This is a genomic window from Pseudomonas sp. GM30, from assembly GCF_000282275.2.
Taxonomy (GTDB): Bacteria; Pseudomonadota; Gammaproteobacteria; order Pseudomonadales; family Pseudomonadaceae; genus Aquipseudomonas.
This window is the reverse complement of sequence record NZ_AKJP02000022.1, coordinates 260,289-286,765: the sequence shown is the minus strand read 5'-3', so window position 1 is coordinate 286,765 and position 26,477 is coordinate 260,289. Positions and strand designations below refer to the sequence as shown.

The following is a 26,477-nucleotide window of genomic DNA, read 5'->3' as shown; positions in this document are numbered from 1 at the left end:
GGCCAGACGGAAAACCGTTGGATAGTCCACTGTTGAGAGGGCCGAGTGCGCCTCCACCTTTGAAAAAACAGTGCTGCTGTTCAGAGCGTATGCACCAACCAGTCCCTGAACGCTTTCAGTGACGGTAGCGCCTCATTGCGCGGCGGATACACCAGGTAATAGCTGCGCCGGCTGGTGATCGGCTCCCCCAGTTGCAGCAGTTCGCCGTTAAGCAATTCGTCCTCCACCAGAATCCGTGGCACCAGCCCCACGCCAATATTCGCCCGCACCGCCTGAATCAGGTGCGAGGTCATTTCAAAGCTCGGCCCGATGCGCATGCTGCGGTGTGGCAAACCATGATGGGTGAACCATTCCGCCCAGGCCTGGGCATTGCTGCTGACATTGAGCAGTAACTGCCCGGCGATATGCTGTTCGGCTTCGTCGCGTTCGGCCGGCGACAACTGCGCACTGGCAATCACCACCAGTTCTTCAGTGTGCAGGGGCAGGGCGCTCAAGCCCGGCCAGTCCCCCGCACCGACACAGATCGCCGCATCGATTTCGCTGGTGTCGAAGTCGATTGCTTCGATGCGCGAATGCAAGTGTACGGTCATGCCCGGGTGCGCGGTGTAGAAGTCCTTGAGTCGCGGCAGCAGCCATTTCGAGCCGAAGGTCGGCAGCGTCGCCAGACGCAAACTGTGAATGCCCGAACCGAACGCCATGGCCTGCAGGGTCGCGCTGCGGATCTGCCCGAGGGCTTCGGCCAGTTCGCGCTGATACATGCGCCCGACATCGGTGAGCACCACTTGCCGGCCTTCGCGGCTGAACAGGCGCATGCCAAGCATCTTTTCCAGAATCTGCACCTGACGGCTGACCGCGCTTTGCGTCAGCGACAGTTCGTGGGCGGCGCGGGTGTAGCTTTCATGGCGCGCGGCGGCCTCAAAGGCCAGCAACAGCGACATGGAAGGGGTGAGGGTTCGCGGATTCATTCGTTTTAGTCATGGATTACGGGTCGATTTTACGTTTGTCCCGACGGCGCCAAGCAATGAACATAAGCACCATGAGATGGCGGGAGCGTGACGCAATCATTCATTGCGCACAACTGTTCACCGCCACACGGCCCGATTTTGACCGAGATTTCCTGACCGATGATTGCCCAGCTGAAACCCGCCCCGGCATTGACCGCCGATTACCAGCAATTCCTCAAAGCCTTGAAGGCCAGCGGTTTTCGTGGCGAGATCAGCGTCGATTACGCCAGCCGCGTAGTGCTTGCCACCGACAACTCGATCTACCAGCGTCTGCCGCAAGCGGCGGTGTTTCCGGTGGATGCGGAGGATGTGGCGCGGGTCGCACGACTGATTGCCGAGCCGGCCTATCAGCAGGTGGTGATCACTCCGCGCGGCGGCGGCACCGGCACCAACGGTCAGTCGCTGACTGACGGCATCGTTGTCGACCTGTCGCGGCACATGAACCGTATTCTGGAAATCAACGTCGAGCAGCGCTGGGTGCGGGTGCAGGCCGGGGTGGTCAAGGATCAGCTCAACGCCGCGCTGAAATCAGCCGGGCTGTTTTTCGCCCCGGAGCTGTCGACCTCCAACCGCGCCACCGTTGGCGGCATGATCAACACCGACGCCAGCGGGCAGGGCAGTTGCACCTACGGCAAGACCCGCGACCATGTGCTGGAACTCGACATGGTGCTGCTTGGCGGCGAACGTCTGCACGGCGCAGCGCTGGCGGAAGACGACCTGACAGCGCTGTGCGCCCGTGAAGATCGGGTGGGTGAAGTTTATCGCTGTGCGCGGCAGATCATTGATGAGCAGGGCGAACTGATCAAACAACGGTTCCCTGACCTCAACCGTTGCCTGACCGGCTACGACTTGGCGCACCTGCGCGAGGCGGACAATCGTTTCAACCTCAACAGCGTGCTGTGCGGCGCCGAAGGCTCGTTGGGGTTTGTGGTTGAGGCGAAACTCAACGTACTGCCGATTCCCAAGCACACGATGCTGGTGAACATTCGCTACGCCGGGTTCATGGATGCATTGCGCGATGCCCGGGCGCTGATGGCGCTCAAGCCGCTGTCGATTGAAACCGTGGATTCCAAAGTGTTGTTGTTGGCGATGCAGGACATCGTCTGGCACGGCGTCGCCGAGTATTTCCCGGAAAGTACCGAACGGCCGACACTGGGGATCAACCTGGTGGAGTTCTGCGGCGACGATCCTGAAGACCTGCAACGCCGAGTCGAAGCCTTCCTCGAACACTTGAGCAGCGACACCACGGTCGAACGTATCGGCCATACGCTGGCGGTCGGTCAGGCGGCGGTGAACAAGGTCTATGGCATGCGCAAACGCGCAGTCGGCCTGCTCGGCAACGTTGCCGGTGAAGCGCGGCCGCAGCCGTTTGTCGAAGACACCGCGGTGCCGCCGCAGCACCTGGCCGAGTACATCGCCGAACTGCGCGAACTGCTCGACAGCCACGGTTTGCAGTACGGCATGTTCGGCCACGTCGATGCCGGCGTGCTGCACGTGCGGCCGATTCTCGACATGAAGGATCCACAGCAGGCGGCGCTGGTGCGTCCGGTGTCTGATGGCGTCGCGGCGCTGACCCAGCGCTACGGCGGCCTGTTGTGGGGTGAACACGGCAAAGGCCTGCGCTCGGAATACGCGCCGGCCTTTTTCGGTGAGCTGTACCCGGCGTTGCAAGCGCTGAAAGCCGCGTTCGACCCGTTCAACCAGTTCAACCCGGGCAAGATCGCCACCCCGGCCAACACCGCTGCGGCATTGCTGAAAATCGACGAAGTGACCCTGCGCGGCGAACTCGATCGGCAGATCGACGAAAAGGTCTGGCAGAGCTACGGCGCCGCCATGCATTGCAACGGCAACGGCGCCTGCTACAACTTTGATCCCGACGACGCCATGTGTCCGTCGTGGAAAGCCACCCGCGAGCGTGCGCAATCGCCCAAGGGCCGCGCATCGTTGATTCGCGAATGGCTGCGCTTGCAGGGCGAGGCGGGCGTTGATGTGTTGTCCGATGCGATCCGTCGTCCGGCATTTTTCCGCAACCTGTGGACACGCTGGCGCAACAGCCGCGCGCAGGATGCAGATTTTTCGCATGAGGTGTATGACGCCATGGCCGGTTGTCTGGCGTGCAAATCCTGCGCGGGACAGTGCCCGGTCAAAGTCAATGTGCCGGAGTTCCGTTCGCGTTTTCTTGAGCTGTATCACAGCCGTTATCTGCGCCCGGCGCGGGATTATCTGATTGCTTCGCTGGAGTACAGCATTCCGTACATGGCGCGGATTCCGGCGCTGTACAACGGATTGATGGGCGCAACATTCGTGCGCAAACAGTTGGAGCGTCTCGGTGGAATGGTCGATGTGCCTTTGCTCAGCCGCTTCGATTTCCATGCCGCCATGCGCCGCTGGAATGTGCGGCCGGCGACGGTTTCCACGCTGTCGGCGCTGACCCAGGCCCAGCGCGAGCGCAGTGTGGTGCTGGTGCAAGATGCCTTTACCCGATACTTTGAAGCGCCGCTGCTGGCGGATCTGACGGAGCTGATTTCGCGGCTCGGCTATCAGGTGTATCTGGCGCCATTCAGTGCCAACGGCAAGCCGCTGCATGTGCAGGGCTTCCTCTCGGCGTTCAACCGCGCGGCGTTGCGTAATGCCCGGCAACTGCGCGAGCTGGCGGACGTTGGCGTGCCGCTGCTGGGGCTGGATCCGGCGATGACGCTGGTCTACCGCCAGGAATACCTGAAAGTGCCCGACATGGAGCACTGCCCGGAAGTGGCGCTGGTGCAGGAATGGTTGCTCAAGGTGATGCCGGAGCAGACGGGTGTCGAAGCGGTCCAGCCATTCCGTCTGCTGGCACACTGCACCGAGAAAACCAACGCGCCGGCCGCCACCCGCCAGTGGGAGCAAGTGTTCGAGCGGGTCGGTCTGAAACTGGCGACGCAGGCCACCGGTTGCTGCGGCATGTCCGGCACCTACGGCCATGAAGCGCGCAACCGCGAAACCTCGGCGGTGATCTACGAGCAATCCTGGGCGCGGCAGGTCGAGGCACCGGCGGAGCAGGGCGAAGCACTGGCCACCGGTTATTCGTGCCGCAGCCAGGTCAAGCGCCAGTCGGATCGGGCGCTGCGTCATCCGTTGCAGGTGCTGCTTGAGGTGGTACGTCGCTGAGCGCTTCGTCGTCCGCGGCGTTGTCCCAGATCAGCCGTGGATCGAAACTCATCGCCGAGAACATGGTGAACACCACCACCATGCCGAAAAACAGGATGCCCGGGCGTGGTTCGATGTCGCCCAGCGCCTGGAACTTCACCAGCGCCGCAACCAGCGCGACCACCAGTACGTCGAGCATCGACCAGTAACCGATCAGCTCGACGAAACGGTACAGCTTCGAACGCTCACGGCGCGCCCAGCCGCTATCGCGCTGCACGGTGATCAGCAGCAGCGACAGGGCGACGAATTTGATCCCTGGCACCGCGATGCTGGCGATGAAAATGATCAGCGCAATGTCCCACGCGCCGCCCTCCCAGAACTCCAGCACGCCGCTCATGATCGTGCTGTCGGCGCCGTTGCCGAGCATCATGGTGTTCATCACCGGCAGCAGATTGGCCGGCACGTAGAACGCCAGCGCGGCGAACAGATAGGCCCAGGTGCGCGTCAGGGAATTGGTTTTGCGCCGATGCAGCGGTGCTTCGCAACGCGGGCACTGGTGCGGCTCGTCGGTCATGTCGCAGGCCAGCCCGCAGCTGTGACACAGGCACAGGTTCAGTTCGCTGGCGGTCGGTGGTCGCTTCATAGAATGTCCCACAGGTCACGAATGTCGCGGCCGGCAATGCGGATCATCATCAGGCTCAGCACCGCCAGGGCGAACAGGCCGATCCCCGGCAGCACATCGAGCAGCCCGGCCAGTTTGAACACCGCCACCATCGCCCCCAGCAGACACACCTCGAGCATGCTCCACGGGCGCAGCGTTTCCAGCCAGCGCATGCACAGCTTGAAGCCCGGTGCCCGGCGCGACGACAGGGCGAAACTCAGCACCCAGATCAACAGCACCAGTTGAAACGCCGGGGCGATGATGATCGAGATCGCTGCGACCATCGCCATGAACGTGATCGGCCCCTGACTCAGTGCCAGCACCGAATCCCACAGCGTCGCGCTGTTCTTCAGACCCTTCATGCTGATGCTCATCACCGGATAGAAATTGGCGAACAGCCACAGCATAGCCGCGGTGAAACTCAAGGCCAGCCGCTGCTCGACGGTCAAACCGTTATAGCGCTGCAGCACGCCGCCGCAACGTACGCAAAGGGTTTTCTGGTGTTTGCCGAGCACGACTTTTTCGTACACGCAATCGCAATGCTCGCAGATGATCAGGTGTTCGGTTGAGGTCATGGGCAACGCTCGACAGCAGGCGCAAAGGGCAGGGGGCGCCTGATCACTATAGAAGCCTGGCGTGATTGGGCAAATGGCGTTTGGCTTGGGAATCGACTTTTAATGTTATAGAGTAACGCGAATATTTTTGTAAGGCTCGCCGTTGCGACCTCCCGATTCATAGACTCAATGGCGAAATGTCCATGACGATTGCGTGTGCCCGTTCCAACCTGCCGCCGACCGGCCGCTTGCTGTCCATTGATGCGTTGCGAGGTCTGGTCATCCTGTTCATGCTGCTGGATCACGTGCGCGAGACGTTCCTGTTGCATCGTCAGGTGTCCGACCCGATGGACATCGCCAACACCGAGCCAGCGTTGTTTTTCAGTCGCACTTTGGCGCATCTGTGTGCACCGGTGTTCGTGTTGCTCACTGGACTGTCCGCCTGGCTGTTCGGCGAAAAGTACGCGGGCAAGGCCGATGTCAGTGCCTTCCTGTTCAAACGAGGGCTGTTTCTGGTGGTGCTGGAATTCACCTTGGTGAATTTTGCATGGACGTTTCAGTTGCCGCCGAGCGTGATCTATCTGCAGGTGATCTGGGCGATTGGCTTGAGCATGATTGCCCTGTCGCTGCTGGTCTGGTTGCCGCGCTGGCTGTTGTTGGCGCTGAGTCTGGCGATCATTGCCGGGCATAACCTGCTGGATGGGCTGCATTTCGCGCCGGAGTCGGCACTGCATGTGCCGTGGGCGATCCTGCATGATCGGGGCTGGATCGAGGCCGGTGACAGTCTACGCTTGCGTACTTCGTATCCGCTGTTGCCGTGGATCGGCGTGATCGGTCTGGGTTATGCGTTGGGCCCGTGGTTTGCCCGTGCGGCCGACGCCGGAGTTCGTCAGCAGTGCCTGTTGCTGGCTGGTATCGCCGGCCTGCTGGGTTTCGTCGGGCTGCGGCTGCTCAACGGATACGGCGAAAAGCCTTGGGCGGTTGAAGACACGACCGTGCAAACGCTGATGGCATTTTTCAATATCACCAAGTACCCGCCATCGCTGCTGTTCATCACTCTGACGGTGAGCATCGGATTGCTGTTGTTGCTGGTGTTCGAGCGGTTGCAGACGCGCCGCTGGATTCACTGGCTGACGGTTTTCGGATCGGCACCGATGTTCTTCTATCTGCTGCATCTGTACGTGCTGAAGGTGCTGTATCTGATTGCCGTGGCGCTGTTCGGCCTTAACCACGGTAGCTATTTCGGCTTCGATTCAGTAGCGGCAATCTGGCTGGTGTCGCTGCTGTTGGCGCTGGCACTGTACCCGGCGGTACGCTGGTTTTCCGCACTGAAATCGCGGCGCCGTGACATCGCCTGGCTGAAATATCTGTAAGCCCCGAAGGCAACTGTGCTGCTTAACACTCTGTAGGAGCTGTCGAGTGAAACGAGGCTGCGATCTTTTGATCCTGATCTGCAAAATCAAAATCAAAAGATCGCAGCGTGCCGCAGCTCCTACAGGGGGCGGTGATGTCGCGGGTTATTTGCGGTCCAGCCACACGGTCTGTGCGTTGCAGAACTCACGCACGCCGAAGTGCGACAGCTCGCGGCCAAAACCGCTTTTCTTCACGCCGCCGAAGGTCACGCGCGGGTCACTGGCCGAATAGCCATTGATGAACACGCCACCGGTTTCCAGTTCGCTGGTCAGTTGCTGCGCCAGTTGCACGTTGGCGGTGTAGATCGTCGCGGTCAGGCCGAACTCGCTGTCGTTGGCCAGGGCGATGGCGTGGGCGCAATCGCGGGCGGTGATGATCGAGGCGACCGGGCCGAACAGTTCCTGTTTGAACGAGGTCATGCGGTCGGTCACGTCGGCCAGCACGGTTGGTTCGTAGTAGTTGCCCGGACCTTCGGCTTTGCCACCGCCCAACAGCAGGGTCGCGCCTTCTTCAAGGGTATCGCGCACTTGCTGATCGAGTTCGTCACGCAGGTCGAAACGTGCCATCGGGCCGATGTAAGTGTCGGCGGACAGCGGATCGCCGACCTTCAGCTTGCGGGTGGCCTCGACGAATTTGCGGGTGAATTCCTCGACCACGCCTTCTTCGATGATCAGACGCTTGGCCGCTGCGCAAACCTGACCGGAGTTCTGGTAGCGACCGATGACGGCAGCCTGCACCGCCTCATCCAGATCCGCATCGTTGAGCACGATGAACGGGTCGGAACCACCCAGCTCCAGCACGCATTTCTTCAGTGCGGCACCGGCCTGAGCGCCGATGGCCATGCCGGCGCGTACGCTGCCGGTCAGGGTCACAGCGGCGATGCGCGGGTCGGCAATGGCGGTCGAAACGCCTTCCGGGGTGACGTTGATCACTTCAAACACGCCGTCAGCGAAACCGGCGTTCTTGAAGGCGTCGCGCAGCAGGTAGGCGCTGCCCATCACGTTCGGCGCATGCTTGAGCACGTAGGTGTTGCCGGCGATCAGCGCCGGAACCGCGCCGCGCAGCACTTGCCAGATCGGGAAGTTCCACGGCATCACCGCGAGGATGGGCCCGAGTGGTCGGTATTCGATGCGCGCCTTGCCGCCTTCGACCTGGGTCGCTTCGGCGCTGAGCATGGCCGGACCGTTTTCGGCATACCACTCGCAGAGCTTGGCGCATTTTTCGATTTCGCCGCGGGCCTGGGCGATCGGCTTGCCCATTTCCAGGGTGATCATGGTCGCCATGGCTTCGGCGCTGTCGCGCAGAGCGCCGGCGAGGGCGGTCAGGGCGCGGGAGCGATCCTGCAGCGGCTTGCGTTTCCATTTCGAGAAACCGAATGCGGCGCGGGTCAGCGCTGCGTCGAGAGCTTGTGCCGATTCAAAGGCGTAGTGACCGACCTGCTCGCCGGTAGTGGGGTTAATCGAGATGGCGTGGGTCTGGCTGGAAATCTGGCTCATGGCGTCGTCCTGCGTGTTCAGTGGATGGGCCTAGAGTAGGGTGGCGTTTGTTTTCTGGAAACTGAATAATAAAGATCGTTTCTTTCACGATTGGAGAATGACTGTGGATCTGGTGCAGCTGGAAATCTTCAAGGCCGTTGCCGAGCACGGCAGCATCAGCGCCGCCGCGGCGCAGATCCATCGCGTGCCGTCGAACCTGACCACGCGGATCAAGCAATTGGAGCAGGACTTGGGCGTCGACCTGTTCATTCGCGAGAAAAGCCGGTTGCGCCTGTCGCCGGCCGGCTGGAGTTTTCTCGAATATGCGCGGCGCATTCTTGACCTGGTGCAGGAGGCGCGGGCCACCGTCGCCGGTGAAGAGCCGCAGGGCGCATTCCCCCTCGGCTCGCTGGAAAGTACCGCAGCGGTGCGCATTCCTGAACTGCTGGCGGCGTACAACCAGTTGCATCCCAAGGTCGATCTGGACCTGTCCACCGGCCCGTCCGGGACGATGATCGACGGCGTCCTCGCCGGGCGCCTGGCGGCCGCCTTCGTCGATGGCCCGGTGCTGCACCCGACGCTGGAAGGCGTGCCGGCGTTCGAGGAAGAAATGGTCATCATCGCGCCGCTCAATCACGCCCCGGTGCAGCGCGCAGCGGATGTGAACGGCGAGAACATCTATGCGTTCCGCTCCAACTGCTCCTATCGTCACCACTTTGAAAAATGGTTCAGCGCCGACGCTGCGGTGCCGGGGAAGATTTTCGAGATGGAGTCGTATCACGGCATGCTCGCCTGCGTCAGCGCCGGTGCCGGACTGGCGCTGATGCCGCGCAAGATGCTGCAGAGCATGCCCGGCAGCGCAACCGTGAGCGTGTGGCCGCTGGCGGCGGATTTTCGTTATCTGACTACGTGGCTGGTGTGGCGCCGGGGCACGGTGTCGCGCAGCTTGAGCATGTTCGTGCGTTTGCTGGAGGAGCGCGGCGTGGTGCGTGCAGAAGAGTAATTGACACGTTGTGTCATGGTTGTATCTTGATCGGCGTTTCGCAATATAAAAAACTTTACAGCGTAGCCATGAGGAACAAGCAAATGAGTGCAGCCCTGAGCGGTAAAGAAGCCGTCGGAGAACGGTTTGTGCTGGAGACGATGCGTCATGCGCAGGAACTGACCTGGAACGCCGTTGATGCCATTGCCAAGGTGATCAAGCCGGGCATGCGTGAATCCGAAGCCCAGGAACTGGGCAAGCAGATCCTTGCCGGACTGGGCATGGATCGCATCTGGCATCCGCTGCTGATTCGCTTTGGCGCCAACACGCTGAAGGCATTCAAGGAACGTTCCGAAGGCGATCCGGTGCTGGGTGAAAACGATATTTTCTTCATCGACATGGGCGTGGTCTGGCAGGGGCACGAAGGCGATGCCGGCGAAACCTTCACCACCGGCTCCGATCCGGAAATGATCGCCTGCGCGGCGGCCTCCAAGGAGCTGTTCAAGCGGGTCGAGGCGCTGTGGCGCCAAGGCGTGAGCGGTGTCGAACTGTACCGCTATGCCAGCGATCAGGCTGAAGCCATGGGCTGGAAACTCAATCTCGACATCAAGGGCCACCGCGTCAGCGATTTCCCTCACGCGATCCATCGCGGCGGTAATCTCGGCGATTTCGACCAGGCGCCGAACGCCGGTGTATGGATCCTGGAAATCCAGATCGCCCACCCGCATCGACCGTTCGGCGCGTTTTATGAAGATCTGTTGATCTGATTGTCACGGCGTACCGTTTCGGCCGTACAGGCGAAAGCCTTCGCGTTGACTCAAACGCTCGTAATACGCCCTGACGGCGGGATAGTCCGGATGCACGAGCGGCGTTTCGAACCAGCGATTGACCGACAGCCCGATAGGAATATCTGCCAGCGAAAACGCTTCGCCACTGACGTAGGCACCGGTTTTCTGCAACTGCTGATCAAGGATGCCCATGGTCTTCGACCATTGCTCGACGCCGTTGGCCAACGCGGCACTGTCCTGATGATCCGCTGACTGTCGCACCAGCGACATGAACGCATACGACCACGACCGGTTCAGCTCCGACGCCTGCCAGTCGATCCACTGATCGACCCGCGCGCGAACTCGTGGCTCGGCGGGATAGAGGTCGGCGCCGCCATAGGCGCCTGCCAGATAACGAATGATCGTGTTCGATTCCCACAGGGTGAAATCGCCATCTTGAACCACCGGCACCATGGCGCAGGGATTGAGCGCGAGAAACTCCGCCGTGTCGGTGGGTTTGAAGCCCGAGCCCCAGTCCTCACGCTTGAACGGGATCTGCAGTTCGACGCAGGTCCACAGCACTTTGCGCACGTTGATCGATGAGGCCTTGCCCAGTATTCGCAGCATGAGATTCCCTGTGTTGTGGCTGACTGTCCAGCCACAAGAAATACCACACTGCAATGCACAAGGCCCGCACAGTGGCGGGCCTTGTGTTTACAGCGAGTCAATCTCAGAGACTGCCCACCAGTTTCCCGCCCATCATCCGTCGCCGATAGGCGCTGTCACGATTGGCCAGCCAGAAGTACAACGGCGAGGTCACCAGCAGCCCCACCAGCCACGACAGATCCGCGCCGTTGATGTGTGCCGACACCGGGCCGACGTACAGCGGGGTGTTCATGAACGGGATCTGCACCGCGATGCCGATCGCGTAGGCCAGCAATGCCTGCGGGTTGTAGCGGCCGTAGATGCCGCCGTCGACCTGAAAGATCGACTGGATGTCGTACTGGCCCTTGTGGATGGCATAGAAGTCGATCAGGTTGATCGCCGTCCACGGCACCAGGACCACCAGCAGCACCAGCACCATGTCGACGAAGTGGCCGATGAAGTCCTTCGACGCGCCGACGGCGGCAAAGCAGCAGGCCAGCAGGACGATGATCGAGATCACCGCGCGACTTTTCGCGGTGGGGATCCAGCGGTAGGCGAAGGTCTGCACCAGAGTGATCAGCGACAGCACCGCGCCGTACAGGTTGAGGGCGTTGTGGCTGATCACGCTGAGCAGGAACAGCACCAGCATCAGCGGCCCGATCGAGCCGGTGGCGAGTTTGACCGCATCCATGGTGTCCATGCCCACAGGGGTCGCGAGCACGGCGACAGCGCCGAAGATGAACGCCAGACTTGAACCCAGCGCCGAGCCCAGATAGGTGGTCCAGAACGTCGACGAGACTTTGACATCGGCCGGCAGGTAACGCGAATAGTCGGACACGTACGGCGCAAATGCGATCTGCCACAGCGCGGCCAGCGACACAGTGGCGAGCCAGCCGGAGAGGTTGAAGTTGCCGCGAGTGAGGAAGTCATCGGTCTGAATGTGGGTGAAGATGTAGCCGAAACCAACGACGATGCCGATCCCCAGCACCCAGGTGCCGATGCGGTTGAGCACGTGGATGAAGCGGTAACCGATGATGCCGATGATCCCCGAACCGAGGGCACCGATCACGATGCCGACCGGCACCGGGACGCTGTCGACCACGCCATGCAGCGACTTGCCGGCCAGCACGATGTTGGAGGCGAAGAAGCCGATGTACATGACCCCGGCAATCAGCACTACCAGCAGCGCGCCGAGCGAGCCGAACTGCGCGCGGCTCTGGATCATCTGCGGAATGCCCATCTGCGGGCCTTGCGCCGAGTGCAGCGCCATCAGCACGCCGCCGACCAGGTGACCAACCAGAATCGCGACGATGCCCCACACCAGATTCAGGTGGAACAACTGCACGCCCAGCGCGCCAGTGACGATGGGCAACGGCGCGATGTTGCCGCCGAACCACAGCGTGAACAGATCCCTGACCTTTCCGTGGCGATCTTCGGGGGGCACGTATCCAATCGTGTGTTTTTCAATGAGCGGGGCGGACGTTGTTGCAGAGGTGGACATGACGAACTCCAAGGCAAGGATGAGTACGTGGACGTACTTCGGTAAGCGCCGACACGGACGGCGCATTTCTTGTTGAAGCGATCATGTGCAAAGGCCGGGGATAGATAAATTAGTAAGTTTGTTGCTTCAGACCTTAAAAAATATATGCCGCGTGTAATGCGTAGCTCCGGTATGTTCAGGCTTCACTCTTTTCTGGATTTACACAGTTTTGTGGTGAGGGGATTTATCCCCGATGGGCTGCGAAGCGGCTCCTCTTTTGACTTTAGAAACAGGGGCCGCTTCGCGCCCCATCGGGGATAAATCCCCTCACCACAGAACCCCTGACTACAGACAAATGCCCTAACTACAGACAAATGCCCTGACCACAGATAAATCTCCTCAACACAAAAGCGTTGTCTCACTTGCAGAGGTTCATATGGCCGCCTACAACCTGCGCCAGCTCAAATACTTCGTCACCACCGCCGACTGCGGCAGCGTCGCCGAAGCCTCGCGCAAGCTCTATATCGCCCAGCCGTCCGTCTCCACCGCGATCAAGCATCTGGAAGAAAGCTTCGGTGTGCAGCTGTTCATCCGCCATCACGCCCAGGGCGTTTCGCTGACGCCCAGCGGCTCGCGCTTCTATCGCAAGGCGCTGGAGTTGCTGCGAGTGGCGCATGAGTTCGAGCAGAACGCGCTGGCGGACAACGATGTGGTCTCCGGACAGATCGATATCGGCTGTTTCGAAACGGTGGCGCCGCTGTACCTGCCGCGCCTGATCGCCGGGTTCAAGCAGCGCTGGCCAGGGGTGGAAATCCGCATTCGCGATGGCGAACAACAGGAACTGGTGCAAGCGCTGACCGCCGGCAGCATCGATGTGGCAATGCTCTTCGAACACGACCTCGACAGCACCATCGAAACCACTTCGCTGATGCCGCCGCAGCAGCCTTACGCCTTGCTGCCGGCCGACCATCGTTTTGCGCAACAGGCGAAAGTCTCGTTGCACGATCTGGTGCTGGAACCGATGATCCTGCTCGACGTGGTGCCCAGCCGCACCTACTTCGTGAGCATCTTCGAAGAACGCGGACTGACCCCGCACATCGTCTTCAGCTCACCGTCGATCGAGATGGTGCGCGGCATGGTCGGGCGCGGTTTCGGTTTTTCGATTCTGGTGACCCGACCGTTCGGCGAGTACACCTACGACGGGCAGAAAGTGGTGTGCGTGCCGCTGGCAGAAACCGTGACCGGCTCGGGGTTGTCGGCAGCCTGGCTGCGCCGGGTGCAACTGACCAAACCGGTGCAGTTGTTCGTCGATCATTGCCGGGAAGAGTTGGCTCGACTGTACGCCTGAACGTGCGTCGAGCCGTGTTTCAAGCGCGGATAAAGGCCAGCATCCGCTGCAGCATCGCATCGCAGGCATCGAGTTGCGCACGACTGACGAACTCATCGGGCTTGTGCCCCTGGTCCATGCTGCCGGGACCGCAGACCACGGTGGGAATCCCCGCCGCATCGAACAGCCCGCCCTCGGTGCCGAACGCCACGGTGCCGAATTCCTGTGAGCCGCAGAACGCTGCAATCAGCTCCGCCGCCTGACTCTGCGCATCGGTGGCCAGGCCGGGATAGGCCGACAACTCACTGAAACGAATCGCGCTGTGCTCACTCACTGCCCGCATGCGCGGCAGTACTTGTTGCTCTGCGTAGGTTTGCAACTGCTGCGCGACCAGGGACGGATCCTGCGAGGGCAGGGCGCGGATTTCGAAGTCGAAGCGGCAATCGGCGGGCACGATATTCAAGGCCTTGCCGCCGCTGATCACCCCGGTCTGCACCGTGCTGTAGGGCGGGTCGAAACGGCTGTCGTGCTGCTCGGGCGCCTTCAGTTGCTGGCCGATGCGCCCCAGCTCGCCGATCAGCTCGGCGGCGTACTCGATGGCGTTGACCCCCAGCGGCGCGTAGGCCGAATGACACGGATGACCGTGCACGTCGCAGCGCATCGCCAGTTTGCCTTTGTGGCCGAGCACCGGTTTCAGTTCGGTGGGTTCACCGATGATGCACAGCAAAGGTTTGACCGGACGCTGCTCCAGTTCTGCGAGCAACGAGCGCACCCCAAGGCAGCCGACTTCTTCGTCGTAGGACAGGGCGATGTGCACCGGCATGCGCAACTCTGCAGCGACCAGCGCCGGCACCAAGGCCAGCACGCAGGCGATGTAGCCCTTCATGTCCGCCGTGCCACGCCCGAACAGCTTGCCGTCACGCTCGCTGAGTTCGAACGGCGTAACAGTCCACGGTTGGCCGTCGACCGGCACCACATCGGTGTGACCCGAGAGCACAATGCCCGGTTGCTGGGCCGGGCCAATCGTGGCGAACAGATTGGCCTTGCTGCGCTCGGCGTTGTAGATCAACTCGCACGGCACATCGAAGCCAGCGAGGTAGTCGCCCACGAACTCGATCAATTGCAGATTGGATTCGCGGCTGGTGGTGTCGAAGCCCACCAGCGTCTTGAGCAACGCGACGCTGTTGCTCATCGATCGTCTCCGGCAACGCCATAACCCGGCGCCTTGGCCGGGTCGAGGGCGCGATCGATGTAGTCCTGCAACTGAGGCTGATAAGCGTCCCAGAGTTTTTGCAGCTGGCCGATCGGATCTGCGTCCGCCCAGTCGACCCGCAGATTGACGATCGGCCAGGTCTGCTCGCCGACCACCACCACGGCTGCCGAATGCACGGGACCAGCCTCGCCACCCAGGGCCTGGGCGGCGTGCAAGGCCTTGAGCAGGCGGTCGGCCAGTTGGCCGTCGCCGTCTTCAAAAGCCCTGACCATCGCCTCGATCACCGCACGCCCGGCGAGCATGTTGCCGGCGGCCACACATTGCTCGCCGCAGACCGCGTTGTGCACGCCGAGGGTTTGCGCGCCGCTGAAATGTGCGGTCTGGCCGAGGTGGTTGATCGCGGTGATCTGCCGGTACTGGCTGTAGCCGTTGCGGGTCAGGACCTGGTCCAGCGCCGCGTCGGGCGCGTGGCCTTGCTCCATCAGCGCGAGGACTTCCGGACCGAGGGACGGCAGGGTGATGTTCTGGCTCGACACCGCGCCAACCCCCGGCAACAGCCACGGGCAACGTGCGCCGACGGCGATGCTGGAGGAACTGATGGCGACACCGAACTGGCCGGTTTCGGGGCAACGGGCTGCGATTGAAAAGGTCATGGTCTAACTCCTTTCGAGGAATTTGTTGTCCTGGCGGGCCTCTTCGCGAGCAAGCTCGCTCCCACAGTTGGCATGTATTTCCCTGTGGGAGCGAGCTTGCTCGCGAAGGCCGCGACTCGGTCTGCCGACTTACTCGGGAATCACCGCCACCACATCAATCTCCATCAGCCACTGCGGCTGCCCCAGTGCCGACACCACCAGCCCGGTGGAAATCGGGAACACGCCTTTGAGCCATTTGCCGACTTCCTGGTACACCGGCTCGCGGTAGCGCGGGTCGATCAGGTAAGTGGTGGTCTTGACGATGTGGCTCATGTCGCTGCCGGCTTCTTCGAGCAGTTGCTTGACGTTGCGCATGGCCTGTTCGGCCTGCGCACGCGGATCACCGAGGCCCACCAGATTGCCGTCGAAATCGGTGCCGACCTGACCCCGGACATACACGGTGTTGCCGGCGCGCACGGCCTGGCACAGGTCGTTGTCCAGGGTCTGGTTCGGGTAGGTGTCCTTGGTGTTGAACATACGGATGCGGGTGTGAGTTGGCTTGCTCATGTACAGCTCCAGACTGAGTATTGAGCGGCGCACCGGGCGCCGCCGCGAAAGAGGGCAATCAAGCGTCGACGGTGTCGGCGGCTTTGGTGTTGGCGTTCGAATGCAGGGCCGCTTCACGCTGCTCGGCATCCTTGTAGTCGAGGTATTTGCGCTGGGTGGCGATGTGGTCGGCCACGTGTTTGGCGTCATGCCACACGCCCCAGATGAACGATGAACCGCGCCGCGACTGCCATGGCAGCCCGAGGAAATACACCCCCGGCTCGCTGGACACGCCGCGCTGATGCTGCGGTTTGCCCTTGTCGTCAAACGCTGCGACCTGCAGCCAGGAATAATCCACGGCGAACCCGGTGGCCCAGATGATCGAAGTGATCCCGGCTTTGGCCAGATCCAGATCCACCAGCGGATTTTTCACGCAGTCGGGATCCGGGTAGGTTTCGCGTGCCTCGGGCTCTTCGGGCAGATCCAGACCGTTGCGCTCGATGTAGGCGTCGGCGGCATCCAGCAAGGCGAGGTAGTTGTCATCGCCACGTTTGAGGTTGTCCACCAGGTCCTGCTTGAAGGTCACCACGCCGTTATTGAACGACTCGGTGACGCCAACCAGGGTCATGCCGCGATGGGCCAGACCACGGAAGTCGATGGTGCGCCCGCCATGCGCGCCGCTGACCGCGATGGTCACATGCTCGCGACCGGGTTTCATCGCTGCCTGATCCCACTCGCCGAGCACTCCAAGCCACCAGCAGAAATCACGGTTGCGATAGGCACGCGGCGGACGGTCATGGGCGCCGACCGAAAGGTAAACCTGCTTGCCGGAGCGCTGCAGTTCATCGGCGATCTGTACGCCGGACGAACCGGCACCGACCACCAGCACCGCGCCTTCGGGCAGTTGCTGCGGATTGCGATAGTCGGCGGAGTGGATCTGCAGCAGGCGCGGGTCTTGCGGGGCGATCGGCGGGATCACCGGACGCTGGAACGGCCCGGTCGCCGCGACCACGCGGCTGGCTTCGATCACGCCTTCGGAGGTCTCGACGGTGAAGCCCGGACGACCGACATTGCGTATTACGCTTTTGACCTCGACCCCGGTGCGGATCGGCGCGTTGAATTTCTTCGCATAGGCTTCGAAGTAGTCGGCGACTCGCTCCTTGGGGGCGAAACCATCGGGATCGACATCATCGAATTCCAGCCCCGGAAAGCGGTCGTGCCACGCCGGACCGTTGGCTACCAACGAGTCCCAGCGCCCGGTGCGCCAGCGTTCGGCAATGCGGCTGCGCTCCAGCACCAGGTGCGGCACACCGAGTTTGCTCAGGTGCTCGCTCATCGCCACACCCGCCTGTCCGGCCCCCACGACAAGCGTGTCTGTTTTTATTATTTCAGTGGTCATTTCTACATCCTTCCTGGCAAGGCAAGTGGATTCGGATCGCTTCAGGCTGGTCCGTTTTGCTTGCGGTCAGACTAGGCAGGAGGGGGGTATCGGTAAAATATTATTAAGCTGGGATGTGAATACAAATTGCTGAAGCAGAAGGGACAGAGCCAGTAAAACCGCGGCTTGCAGGGTAGGGGGAGAGTTGCCCCGGGCAGGAAAACCCGGGACAGAGTTGGAAAATATCGACTGCAGGGGCAGCAAGCGTTCAGTTCAAGTGACTGGGCGCGATGCCCAGCAGCCCGGTCAGCGTGTTCATGATCGCCTGTTGTCGTGCCCGGTCGTTCTGGTGTTCGGCTTCGGCGGCGGCGACATCGGCGGCGCAATGCGGACAGATCACCTCGTGCGGATAGATGTACTGCAAGCAGCTGCGGCACAGGCTCAGTTGCGGGGCGATCCGGCCTTGTTCCGGCGATTGCTGGCCCTGATTGATCCACGCCAGTTTGATCACCTGACCGCTGTCGCTGACGCTGCTGACTTTTTCGCCGGTGTCGATGCGTTCGGTGATCAGATCGAAACGACCGACGGCAAACGATTTCTGCGCCGCGTCCTCGACCTTGACGATGCGCTCGCGCAGCCCGCGCTTGTGCAACTCCAGGGTGCGGTAATGGCAGTAAGGGTTGTTGCCGGGTTTGCCGAGCAGTGAGTGCGAAGTCCAGGTGCAGCCGCCGCGACAGACATCGTTGTAGTAACAGCCACGGCAGTAACCCCACATGTCATCCACCGAGCGCAGGCGACCGAAATGCATGCCTTCGCTGTAGTGCCAGATGTCGTGCAGGCTCATGTTGCGCACGTTGCCGCCGGAGAAACCGACGGTCGCCAATGACGGGCAGCCCTTGACCGTGCCGTCGGCCTCCAGCGCCAGAACAGTCTGGCCGGCGGCGCAACCGGTCCAGTGCACGCGCTCGTCGCCGAAGCCGCGCCATAAATGCTCAAAAGGGCCGTAATAGCCGATGTTGTTGCCGACGTTCATCAGCAAGCCACGGTCGACGCCTTCGCTATACAGGCGCGCGAGCAGCGGCATCACCTCCAGCAGTTGATAGGGTTGCAGCAGCAGTTCCGGATGGTCCACCGCGTTGCCCATGGCGACGGTGATCTGGATCTGCCAGTGGGTGGCGCCGAGTTCGATGATGGTGTCCATCAGCGCCGGCAAGTCGGGCAGGGTGGCCGCGCCGATCTGAGTGTTGACGCTCACCGCCAGCCCCGCAGCCTTGGCCCGGCGCAAGGTGTCCACGGCCTTGTCGAACGAGCCGGGGACGTTGCGCACCGCGTCATGCAGCGGCGCGAGACCGTCGAGGGAAATGCCCACGCCGTCGAGCCCGGCATCGACCGCTGCCTGCATTTTCGCCGGCGTCAGGTTGCGCCCGCCGGTCTGGATTGCGCAGTACATGCCGTGGTCGTGAATGGCCTTGATCAGTTGTGTCCAGTCCTTGCGCAGATAGGCTTCGCCGCCGATCAGGGTGATCTCGCGGGTGCCAAGCGCGGCCAGCGAATCGATGACGTCCAGGCATTCGCGGGTGTTGAGTTCGTCAGGCCGGCGATGCCCTGCGCGGGAGCCGCAATGCAGGCATTTCAAGTCGCAGGCCAGGGTGATCTCCCAGACCACATGCACCGGCACGTAGCGTTTGAGATCGGAGTCGCTGAGATAACGGGCAGGGCGCACGTCTGACATGGGAAATCCTTGCGCACAATCCGGTGCGCGCGACGAAGGGATTGACCGCAGTTGAACAAGCCCCGGGCGAGATCCTTTGCAATCGCGCCCGGGGTCTATCGGTTAGCGCGTTTCCAGACGCGCAATTTCCGCCTTTAGATGCTCAAGGGCACTGCGCAAGGCGCCCTCGTGCGCCACCTGTTGCTCGGCCTGTTGCACCACGGTTTTGAGTTGCGCCAGATTGCCGCCGGTCTGCGCCTGCTGCACGGCCACGGCGTACAGTGGCTGCGGATGCGGCGTGGGGTGCGGTTGCTCGCTGGGTGCCTGATGCACCGCGACGTGCTTCACTTCGTGCCACTGGCCCTGTTCTTCATAGCGATAATCGACAAAGCCGCTGGCCCAGTCGCCACCCAGAATGCCTCTGAGGTGGAAGGTCTGCGCGATCTGGCTGAGCGGGCCGCTCGGACCACCGTCGAGGGTGAGAATGATGTGGTTCTCGACGTTTGCAGTCAGTTTGGTTTCGGAAAAACTGCCCCAGACCTGAGTCCGGAAATTGACCGTCGGCCAGGTGGCCTGAAACACGCTGGCAATCCCGCTGACACGTTTGTTCACGGTATCGACCAGCAGATCAAGGTTCAGAACCGGTGCGCCGGGCAATGCATTGCTGATGCTGAGACGGGTGTGAAAAAGTCCAATCGACATGGTGCTACTCCCTAAGTGAATGGCGGATCAAGTGGCCTGACTCAGTGGCTCTGCAGCCGGCTGACCTCTTTCTTCGCGGTGTCCAGTGCGTCGCGCAATTTCGGCAGTTGCTCCAGCTGCTGTTCGGCGAGTCGGGCCAGGTTCTTCATTTGCGCCAGATCACCGCTGGCGATGGCGCTCTGAATCGGCGCGGCATACAGCGGCAGGATCGGTGGGTGCGGGTTGATTACCGGGCCGGGATTGAACGGTGAAGGTATCGATTCAACCAAATGCGCCGGGGCGTTGTTGACCTCGTGCCAGCGTTGCCCATCGAAGTAGCGATAGTTGGCGACACCTTCACGCCAGTCAGTACCCACCACCAGGCGCACATCGAAATTGATGATTGAGTTGGCGCCTGAGCCGCCGTGATTGCCTTGGGCGGTCACGAGGATTTTGCTGACACCGGGCGACATCACGGTGAGGTAGGTGTACTCGCCCCAGACGTCGGAGTGCACATCGAGTGGCGGATTGGTCGCCTGGGAGATCGCGGCGGTGCCGCTGACTTTCGTATTGGGCGTCGAGACCAGCAGGTGCAGGGCCAGCGACTGCGCGCCGGGTGCGCCGGTGGCGATGCGATAGCTCACCGGGAACAGGCCGACATTTTCAGTAGAACCGGACATGTTGTTTGCCTCCATTGCAGTGTGATTGATGGCTTCAGGACTTTTCGTGCCTGGAAACTTCCCTGGCCAGTTTTTCGTACGCGTCTTTCAGGTCTTGCGCTTCAGGCTTGCTGGTGTCGCGCTGCTGCAACAACGTTTTCATGTGCTGCACATCGCCTTGCTTGATCGCACTTTGAATGGCGACCCCGTAAGGCGGGATGCTGGCCGTTGAACGGGACATAGCGAGGTTCCTCATCGGTGCTGCAAAACCGCCCCTTGCGGACAAGGGGCGCCGTACCTGACAGCCAGGCAGCCGCGACCAGCAAGAGCAGCGGCAGGCGCTGTTCTCCACGAGTGGGTTACCTGATCTGTCGGGATCTGATCGAGTGCGGGTTTCAGTGCGCGCAGTGCAGGCGTCAATACGCCCGAGCCGGCGCCAGCGTTCTCAGCCGAATCCGCCGGGCGGGATGTCGGGAGCGTCGCGCGTGGCCTGCCTGAGTGGCAGATGCAGAGAATTGACCGATACGTTGTTCATCTTTCTGTCCTTGATAGAACACAACGAAACGCAGGGATCAGTAGCGCGCTCGGCAAGAGCGCAGGAGAACCGCAAGCACAAAAACCATCCCTGATTGCTTTTCCGGTGCCGCTACGGGCGAGTGCCGATTCGACATTCGCTGGATGGCTGGCATATCGCCAGCGATGCAACCCTAGATGCGAATTTGCGGCCTTGCCAGAGAAAGCGCCGAACGGTCGTGGGCGAGAGATTGACGGCTCGCAGGAGGTATCCGCTCAAGGGCGGCAAACCGTTGAGCGGACGAGGATATTTCCAGGGGGAGAAAGGGCCAAGGCCAGCGCAGAGCCGGATGGATTGATTGGCAATAAGCAATCCGTCCGCCCGGTATATCTCGTCAGCGCTGCCCTGTGGCTGGCGAGTCAATTGCCGTCGGCAACCTTGCGTTCGATCGCATCGGTCTTGCGCTTGAGTTCCTCGGCCTCCTGTTCTTTGGTGCGGATCGAGGTCGGCGTCAGCACCTCGTCCACAACCTTGGTATCGTCGTCGCTGTCCTGCAGATCGCGGCGAACCACATCCACCGGTTTGCCCGCAGCGTCGAGCGGAGGCGCGTTATGAGGGGTTGCAGGCTTGCGGTCGTCAGTGTTTTTCATTTTCATACCTCCATTGGCTTACAACGTTGGATACGACGACATGACACGAGTTCGAGAAATTTCATCGGTGATTGGCGTGTTAGTCGGTGCCGGTTTGTGGCTGGCCGCCGATTCGGCCCTCGCCGCCAGTTTCGACTGCGCCAAGGCGCGGACGCCAGACGAGAAAGCCGTTTGCGCCAACCGCACGCTGAACGACTTGGACGTGACCATGGGCGAGCTGTTCAGCCTCGACAAACGCCTGCTGCCGATGGGCGGGCGCGACGCGCTGATCGGCGAACAGCAGGCTTTCCTGAAAAGCCGCAAGGCCTGTGGCGCGAAGGTCGGTTGCTTGACTGAGCTGTATCAGAAACGGGTCGCGGCGCTGCGCAGCATCATCGAGACGCGGGTGATGACGCAGGGGCCGTTTTGACGGACTGATTGACCCTTTGGTCGATGCATAGCAGCATCCCGGGCAAACCATTCGCAAAACGGAAAGTGCCACGATGTCTGCGCCTGATGATCTTGATGAATTACTGGAACGGGTAAACGACGAGCAATCGTTCATTACGTTTATTCAGGCACTGGGTGCCGATTTCGCCCGTGAGCGGACGATGAACGAACCGCTGTCACCTCATGGGCGGGGTGCCTTGGATTGGGAAAATGGATCTGTGGATGCGTTTCTCGAGGCCGCAGGTGCCTGGGCGATCGACAGTTCCAGGCAGGTGGCGGCGGATGTCGCTTCAGCCAACGTATGGCAGCGCTGTGCGAGCATTTTGCTGGCCGGCAAGTTTTATGAGTGAGCAGGCCGAGAGAATGTCAGTTTTGCGATTCCGTGATTGCCTTGGCCAGTTGTGCAGCCTCGACACGCAGCGTGTCGAATTGCTCGTTCAACTCGATGTAGCCGGGTTTCCAGGCAAATACCCCATCGACGCGACTTTGCCCTAAAACCACATCATTGAACGAACCCATTCCGCCGTAGGCCGATAACAAGTAGGTGATCCCGGAGTAATCAGAGGCAAGAAGACGCGCTCTTGTGTTGCGCATCCGCTGGCTCCAGTGCATGTCTCCGTCGTGTTCAAGTACCTCGATCAATTGATCAAGAACAATGAGCAGCTTTTGCGTCATCGGTCCCATTTCCTGAAACTCCCGTTTGATCGCGCTGGCCTTCACCAGATGAGCGAATCGGTAACCCCTTAAAGCAGACTCCACGACACCCCGACATAAACCCCCAACCCTTCACCCGGAGTAGACCGCGCCGCGTCCTGGCCCTTGTCGTCATACCCCGGCGTGACCGTAGCGGCGTAGTGCTTGTTGGTCAGGTTGCGCAGGTCAAGCCAGGTTTGCCAGTCGTTTTTCGGCGCGTTGTAGCCGACGGTGGCGCCGAACAGTGCGTAGGGATCGGCGTAGTAGCTGTTGGCGTAATCCACCGCGACTTTGGACACCAGTTGCGTGTTGACCGCCGCGAAGAAGCCTTGCGGCCAGTCGTGACGCAGTTCGCCCTGGTAGTAGTGCATCGGCAGGCCCGGCAGGCGGTTGTCGCCGAAGCGCTGGTCGTCGCGGTAGTGGAAATCGCTGAAAGTGTAGGCCTGACGCAGGCTCAGTTTGCGCCCGTCGGCGGCTGACCACAGCGTGCTTTGCAAACTGGCTTCCACGCCTTGGTGCACGGTGGGGCTGGCATTGAGTTCGTACGGGGTGACGGCGTTGGCGTCCGGTAGCACCGACAGCAACTCGTGGCGCACCTGGGCGTAGTACCACGCCAGGCTCCACTGGCCGAGCGCGCTGTCGCCGCGACCGCCGAGTTCGAGGGTGGTCGCGGTCTGGTTCTGCAGTTTGATCGGATCGCTCTGGGTACCGGTCGCCGCGCCGTTGCCGGCCGGGAAGCGGATGTTCGAGCTGTAGATCAGCGACCACGGGTGCGGTGCCTCGACCGAACGGCTGAGGTTGCCGAACAGTTGCAGGTCCGGTGTGACCTGATAGCGCAGGCCCAGACGCGGCGCGTAGTCCCAGTCGTTCAGACTGGTCTTGCCGCCGCCCTGCGGGTAGGTGACGGCGCTTTCGCGGCGGGTGTAAATGGCGGCGAGGCCGGTGGTCAGCCACAGGTCGTCGGCGATCTCCAGATCGTTGCCCACGTGCAGAACGGTGTCCGAACCCTGATAGGTGAAGTTGCGCATGCGCGTGCCCGGCGCATAACCGGCGGTGTTGCCGCTGGGGATACGGACGAATTCACTGGCGCCGTCGTTGGGCAGGTGTTTGGTGGTGCGCAGGCCCACGGTGCTGCGGCTTTCCATGCCGAACAGGGTGTCGCGGCGCTTGTAGTCGAACGTGCCGCTGACGTCGGTGTAGGCCACTTTCAGACGGTTCGGGCCTTCGCGCAGGTCCATCGGGTAGTCGTGATAGACCAGGCCGGTCTGGATGCTCGAATCGTCGTCGATGTAGTAGGTGGTCTTGTTACCGATGAAGGTGCTGCCCGGTTGCTTGCGGCTGTCATCGCGCGCCACATAGGCCGGATTGGCCGCCCGTGGAGTGTGCTCGATCGAGTGCTTGGTCACGCGGCCGGCGAGGTCGTTGTCGGTCTCGCGATAGCGGATATAGAAGCGGGTTTCCAGGTTCGGATTGAAGCGATAACCGAAGTTGGCGATCACGCCTTTGCTCTCGCTGGCGGTGTGATCCTGATAACCGTCGGCGTTCGCATCGGTCAGCGACACGTAGTAATCGAAGTCGCCCAGCACCTGCCCGGAACTCACCTGACGTTGTTGATATCCGTGGCTGCCGGTGGCATAGCGCACCTGCAATTTCGGCGCGTCATAGCCGGTGTGGCTGACGTAATCGACAGCGCCGCCCAGCGCCAGCGCACCACGATCAAAACCGTTGGCGCCGCGCAGCACCTCCACATGGTCGAGCCACAGCGGTTCGAGCAATTCGTAGGGCGTGCCACCGGGGCCGGTCAGCGGCAGGCCGTCGAGCAGGGTGTACAGCCCCGAAGCGTGCGCGCCCGGTGCGCGGTTGATCCCCGAACCACGGATCGAGATTTTCACCCCTTCATTACCTGCCGACTGCGCGTAAACCCCCGGCTGATACGCCAGCACATCCTGATTGCTCGCCACACGGCCCTGCAACGGCTGACGCAGGTCGACCACGTTGCTTGCGCCGGGCACCTGCGCCAGGCGCGCTTGGGCCTCGGCGACGGAGGCATCAGTGCCGCTCTGTTCCTCGGCCGAAATCAGCACCTGGCCCAGCTCCATGCCTTTGGGTTCCTCGGCCATGGCCGGGCAGGCGAGGGCCAGGCCCAGCAGGGCAGAGGGCAGGGATTTGGGCGATGGCATCGAAGAGACTCCAGACAGGAACGGGCAATGAACAGTGCGACGCAAGAAGAAACGACGGAAACACATGGCAATTTTGCTTTTTTAACGGGGCGCTGCGTGGCAGGCGGGGGCAGGATGGCTCAGGAGGCGGCAGTCAGGGCCATACAGGCAGACGACTGGCCGCTTTCGATCGCGGCCAGTCGTCCGGCGTGTGGAGGGATCAAGCAATCTTCAACGCCATGAGAATGTCCAGCGGTGTCTGGGCAAATGCCTGTGCCCGTTCGGTCATCTCGGCAAGGTTTTCTTCGGCCGTGAGCAGCGGCTGGTCGCCCTTGTGCAGCACTTCGCCCTGATCACCGATGACGGCCCACGCCAACTGCGCCCAGTCTTGCGGGTCGGTCATGCCTTGCTTGATCGAAATCAGGAACAACTGCTGTACGCGGCTGATCGGCACGCCACCGCCGGTGACCGGGCTGGCCAGTACCTGAATGTTGCTGTTGAACAGTGCGCGCTTGCACAGTTGCAGGTTGAGGGTGTCGCAACGTTCCTGCACCTGCCTTTCGGCGGATTCACTCTGGCACGGCGCGGCGACGCCCATGCCGATCAGCACGGTGACAGCTTGCACCAGGTCGTCATAAGCAACGGCGCCGACGGCCATCGACAATTGCTGCAAGGTTTTCGGGGTGTAGGCATTGGCGGCGAGCGCTGCGAGTACCGGGCGGTAAATCTCCGCCTGCAGCGAAGCTGCGCCTGCAGGACCTGTGACTGTGTCGGGAATGCTTTCAATGGCTTGCAACAGGACATAACGGTTTCTCAGCAGGCCATCGCGTTGCTCGGCGGCAGACAGCCGATTGGCGCCGCGTACGTACAGATCCCGGCGGAAGTTCTGATTGATGAAATAGTCGCGCGCCTGTTCGCGCATGATCGGGTGCTCGATACCTTGCAGAAAGTCCATGCCTTCTGCACTCAGGTTCAGCGCCGCCACGGTGTCCAGCGGTACGGCCGTGGTGGCAAAGTCGAGTTTGGCCGCGGTCATGGCGTCGACCACATCAATGAAATACATGCAGTCCCAGTTGCGATTGAAATACTCATGGGCCACGTACTGACGGTTCTGGCCCTTGATGCTCTGCAACTGGGCACCCAGGGCCGGCGCCGTTCTGGCGTACTTCGGATTGGCTGCCAACAGCGTTTCGGAAAACTCCATCGCAGCATCGATGCGTTTGGCCGGGCTGGTCGAGGCCTGGCTGGCAAAGCGATTGTGCAGGCTGAACAGATTGCGCAGTGGCGCCGACGGCGACCAGCCCGGGAAACAGTTGTAGCTCACGTACAACATGCCTCCGGGCTTGAGGTGGCGGCGGGCGAACTCGACGATCAGTTGCTGATTGTCGCGGCTGACCCAGGACCAGATGCCATGCAGGCTGATGCTGTCGAACGCCGGCAGATCATCGCGGGCCAGCAGTTGCTCGAAGCTGTCGTCATACAGGCGGGCCTGGCTGTTCCAGTCGTTCGCCAGCGCCATGGCATGCGCGGCCTGGGACGGCGTGAAGTCGGTGCCGACGTAGTTGCCCGGGTTGGCGGCGGCGTGGATGTTGATCGAGACACCCTGGCCAAAGCCGAGTTCGCAGTGGTAGCCACCAGCGCTTTCGAGGGTGGCAAAACCGCGCAACAACAAACAAAAACGCTGGAACACCGGGTTGATTTCCCGGCTGTACGAATAGGTGTAACCCTCATCGGTGAAATACCCTTCGTTCCAGGCATTGCTCATGGGTGCATCCTTA

General features: G+C 61.6%; 25 protein-coding genes. 7 read left to right on the top strand and 18 right to left on the bottom strand.

Annotation, left to right across the window (positions count from 1 at the left end):
• Window positions 1-80: 80 nt before the first annotated feature.
• Window positions 81-965 (bottom strand): LysR substrate-binding domain-containing protein, encoded by an 885-nt coding sequence (locus PMI25_RS14630; RefSeq protein WP_045122067.1) that lies wholly within the window; start codon window positions 963-965, stop codon window positions 81-83.
• A gap of 159 nt (window positions 966-1,124) precedes the next feature.
• Between PMI25_RS14630 and ydiJ the strand changes: the two genes are divergently transcribed.
• Window positions 1,125-4,151 (top strand): D-2-hydroxyglutarate dehydrogenase YdiJ, encoded by a 3,027-nt coding sequence (ydiJ, locus tag PMI25_RS14625; protein WP_007966798.1) that lies wholly within the window; start codon window positions 1,125-1,127, stop codon window positions 4,149-4,151.
• On the opposite strand, the gene PMI25_RS14620 is transcribed toward ydiJ, so the two are convergent.
• Entirely contained in the window at window positions 4,084-4,773 is a 690-nt protein-coding gene (locus PMI25_RS14620; RefSeq protein ID WP_007966796.1) for a paraquat-inducible protein A, read from the bottom strand. The genes ydiJ and PMI25_RS14620 overlap by 68 nt on opposite strands.
• Window positions 4,770-5,366, bottom strand: coding sequence for a paraquat-inducible protein A (locus PMI25_RS14615; protein WP_003225887.1), 597 nt, complete (start codon window positions 5,364-5,366; stop codon window positions 4,770-4,772). The genes PMI25_RS14620 and PMI25_RS14615 overlap by 4 nt, the downstream gene beginning before the upstream one ends.
• Before the next feature lie 182 nt (window positions 5,367-5,548).
• Here PMI25_RS14615 and PMI25_RS14610 point away from each other — a divergent pair, with 182 nt between their 5' ends.
• Window positions 5,549-6,718 (top strand): DUF1624 domain-containing protein, encoded by a 1,170-nt coding sequence (locus PMI25_RS14610; protein WP_007966793.1) that lies wholly within the window; start codon window positions 5,549-5,551, stop codon window positions 6,716-6,718.
• 144 nt (window positions 6,719-6,862) lie between these two features.
• On the opposite strand, the gene PMI25_RS14605 is transcribed toward PMI25_RS14610, so the two are convergent.
• Window positions 6,863-8,254 carry an aldehyde dehydrogenase family protein gene (locus PMI25_RS14605; protein WP_007966791.1) on the bottom strand — a complete coding sequence of 464 codons (1,392 nt, stop codon included), beginning with the start codon at window positions 8,252-8,254 and terminating at the stop codon, window positions 6,863-6,865.
• Between the two features lie 103 nt (window positions 8,255-8,357).
• On the opposite strand from PMI25_RS14605, the gene ptrR reads away from it, so the two are divergent.
• Together ptrR and PMI25_RS14595 are read left to right on the top strand one after the other, a co-directional pair.
• Window positions 8,358-9,236 carry a putrescine utilization regulator PtrR gene (gene ptrR, locus PMI25_RS14600; RefSeq protein WP_007966789.1) on the top strand — a complete coding sequence of 293 codons (879 nt, stop codon included), beginning with the start codon at window positions 8,358-8,360 and terminating at the stop codon, window positions 9,234-9,236.
• Between the two features lie 83 nt (window positions 9,237-9,319).
• Window positions 9,320-9,982 carry a M24 family metallopeptidase gene (locus PMI25_RS14595; RefSeq protein ID WP_007966787.1) on the top strand — a complete coding sequence of 221 codons (663 nt, stop codon included), beginning with the start codon at window positions 9,320-9,322 and terminating at the stop codon, window positions 9,980-9,982.
• 3 nt (window positions 9,983-9,985) lie between these two features.
• Here PMI25_RS14595 and PMI25_RS14590 read toward each other — a convergent pair whose 3' ends face one another.
• Window positions 9,986-10,609 carry a glutathione S-transferase family protein gene (locus tag PMI25_RS14590; protein ID WP_007966786.1) on the bottom strand — a complete coding sequence of 208 codons (624 nt, stop codon included), beginning with the start codon at window positions 10,607-10,609 and terminating at the stop codon, window positions 9,986-9,988.
• Window positions 10,610-10,712: 103 nt separating this feature from the next.
• Complete coding sequence (locus PMI25_RS14585) at window positions 10,713-12,128, bottom strand: purine-cytosine permease family protein (RefSeq protein ID WP_007966784.1); 1,416 nt, start codon at window positions 12,126-12,128, stop codon at window positions 10,713-10,715.
• Between the two features lie 415 nt (window positions 12,129-12,543).
• Here PMI25_RS14585 and PMI25_RS14580 point away from each other — a divergent pair, with 415 nt between their 5' ends.
• Window positions 12,544-13,455 carry a LysR family transcriptional regulator gene (locus PMI25_RS14580; protein WP_007966782.1) on the top strand — a complete coding sequence of 304 codons (912 nt, stop codon included), beginning with the start codon at window positions 12,544-12,546 and terminating at the stop codon, window positions 13,453-13,455.
• 19 nt (window positions 13,456-13,474) lie between these two features.
• Here the strand turns inward: PMI25_RS14580 and argE are convergent, their stop codons facing one another.
• The 9 genes from argE to PMI25_RS14535 all read right to left on the bottom strand — a co-directional run bounded on the left by argE (window position 13,475) and on the right by PMI25_RS14535 (window position 21,418).
• The gene (gene argE, locus PMI25_RS14575) at window positions 13,475-14,626 is read right to left on the bottom strand and encodes an acetylornithine deacetylase (protein ID WP_007966780.1); all 1,152 of its coding nucleotides are present in this window, start codon (window positions 14,624-14,626) and stop codon (window positions 13,475-13,477) included.
• Window positions 14,623-15,300, bottom strand: a complete 678-nt coding sequence (locus PMI25_RS14570; protein ID WP_024164463.1) for a DUF1028 domain-containing protein — start codon at window positions 15,298-15,300, stop codon at window positions 14,623-14,625. Before PMI25_RS14570 ends, argE begins: the two co-directional genes overlap by 4 nt.
• A gap of 129 nt (window positions 15,301-15,429) precedes the next feature.
• The gene (locus tag PMI25_RS14565) at window positions 15,430-15,846 is read right to left on the bottom strand and encodes a RidA family protein (protein WP_003225869.1); all 417 of its coding nucleotides are present in this window, start codon (window positions 15,844-15,846) and stop codon (window positions 15,430-15,432) included.
• 58 nt (window positions 15,847-15,904) lie between these two features.
• Window positions 15,905-17,224, bottom strand: a complete 1,320-nt coding sequence (locus tag PMI25_RS14560; protein WP_007969212.1) for a flavin-containing monooxygenase — start codon at window positions 17,222-17,224, stop codon at window positions 15,905-15,907.
• 247 nt (window positions 17,225-17,471) lie between these two features.
• The gene (locus PMI25_RS14555; protein ID WP_007969211.1) at window positions 17,472-18,935 is read right to left on the bottom strand and encodes a GDL motif peptide-associated radical SAM/SPASM maturase; all 1,464 of its coding nucleotides are present in this window, start codon (window positions 18,933-18,935) and stop codon (window positions 17,472-17,474) included.
• A 102-nt stretch (window positions 18,936-19,037) separates the two neighbouring features.
• Complete coding sequence (locus tag PMI25_RS14550; protein WP_007969210.1) at window positions 19,038-19,616, bottom strand: DUF1842 domain-containing protein; 579 nt, start codon at window positions 19,614-19,616, stop codon at window positions 19,038-19,040.
• Window positions 19,617-19,657: 41 nt separating this feature from the next.
• Entirely contained in the window at window positions 19,658-20,275 is a 618-nt protein-coding gene (locus PMI25_RS14545; RefSeq protein WP_007969209.1) for a DUF1842 domain-containing protein, read from the bottom strand.
• A gap of 34 nt (window positions 20,276-20,309) precedes the next feature.
• Window positions 20,310-20,495, bottom strand: coding sequence for a DUF1843 domain-containing protein (locus PMI25_RS14540; RefSeq protein ID WP_007969208.1), 186 nt, complete (start codon window positions 20,493-20,495; stop codon window positions 20,310-20,312).
• Between the two features lie 692 nt (window positions 20,496-21,187).
• Window positions 21,188-21,418 carry a hypothetical protein gene (locus tag PMI25_RS14535; RefSeq protein WP_007969206.1) on the bottom strand — a complete coding sequence of 77 codons (231 nt, stop codon included), beginning with the start codon at window positions 21,416-21,418 and terminating at the stop codon, window positions 21,188-21,190.
• 40 nt (window positions 21,419-21,458) lie between these two features.
• On the opposite strand from PMI25_RS14535, the gene PMI25_RS14530 reads away from it, so the two are divergent.
• Together PMI25_RS14530 and PMI25_RS14525 are read left to right on the top strand one after the other, a co-directional pair.
• Window positions 21,459-21,827, top strand: coding sequence for a lysozyme inhibitor LprI family protein (locus PMI25_RS14530; protein WP_007969205.1), 369 nt, complete (start codon window positions 21,459-21,461; stop codon window positions 21,825-21,827).
• Window positions 21,828-21,900: 73 nt separating this feature from the next.
• Window positions 21,901-22,197, top strand: coding sequence for a DUF7660 family protein (locus PMI25_RS14525; protein ID WP_007969204.1), 297 nt, complete (start codon window positions 21,901-21,903; stop codon window positions 22,195-22,197).
• Between the two features lie 16 nt (window positions 22,198-22,213).
• Here PMI25_RS14525 and PMI25_RS14520 read toward each other — a convergent pair whose 3' ends face one another.
• The 3 genes from PMI25_RS14520 to PMI25_RS14510 form a co-directional block, all read right to left on the bottom strand.
• The gene (locus tag PMI25_RS14520) at window positions 22,214-22,522 is read right to left on the bottom strand and encodes a DUF6966 domain-containing protein (protein WP_238547080.1); all 309 of its coding nucleotides are present in this window, start codon (window positions 22,520-22,522) and stop codon (window positions 22,214-22,216) included.
• Window positions 22,523-22,590: 68 nt separating this feature from the next.
• Complete coding sequence (locus PMI25_RS14515; protein WP_007969202.1) at window positions 22,591-24,720, bottom strand: TonB-dependent receptor family protein; 2,130 nt, start codon at window positions 24,718-24,720, stop codon at window positions 22,591-22,593.
• A gap of 199 nt (window positions 24,721-24,919) precedes the next feature.
• Complete coding sequence (locus PMI25_RS14510) at window positions 24,920-26,464, bottom strand: class I SAM-dependent methyltransferase (protein ID WP_007969201.1); 1,545 nt, start codon at window positions 26,462-26,464, stop codon at window positions 24,920-24,922.
• Window positions 26,465-26,477 lie beyond the last annotated feature (13 nt).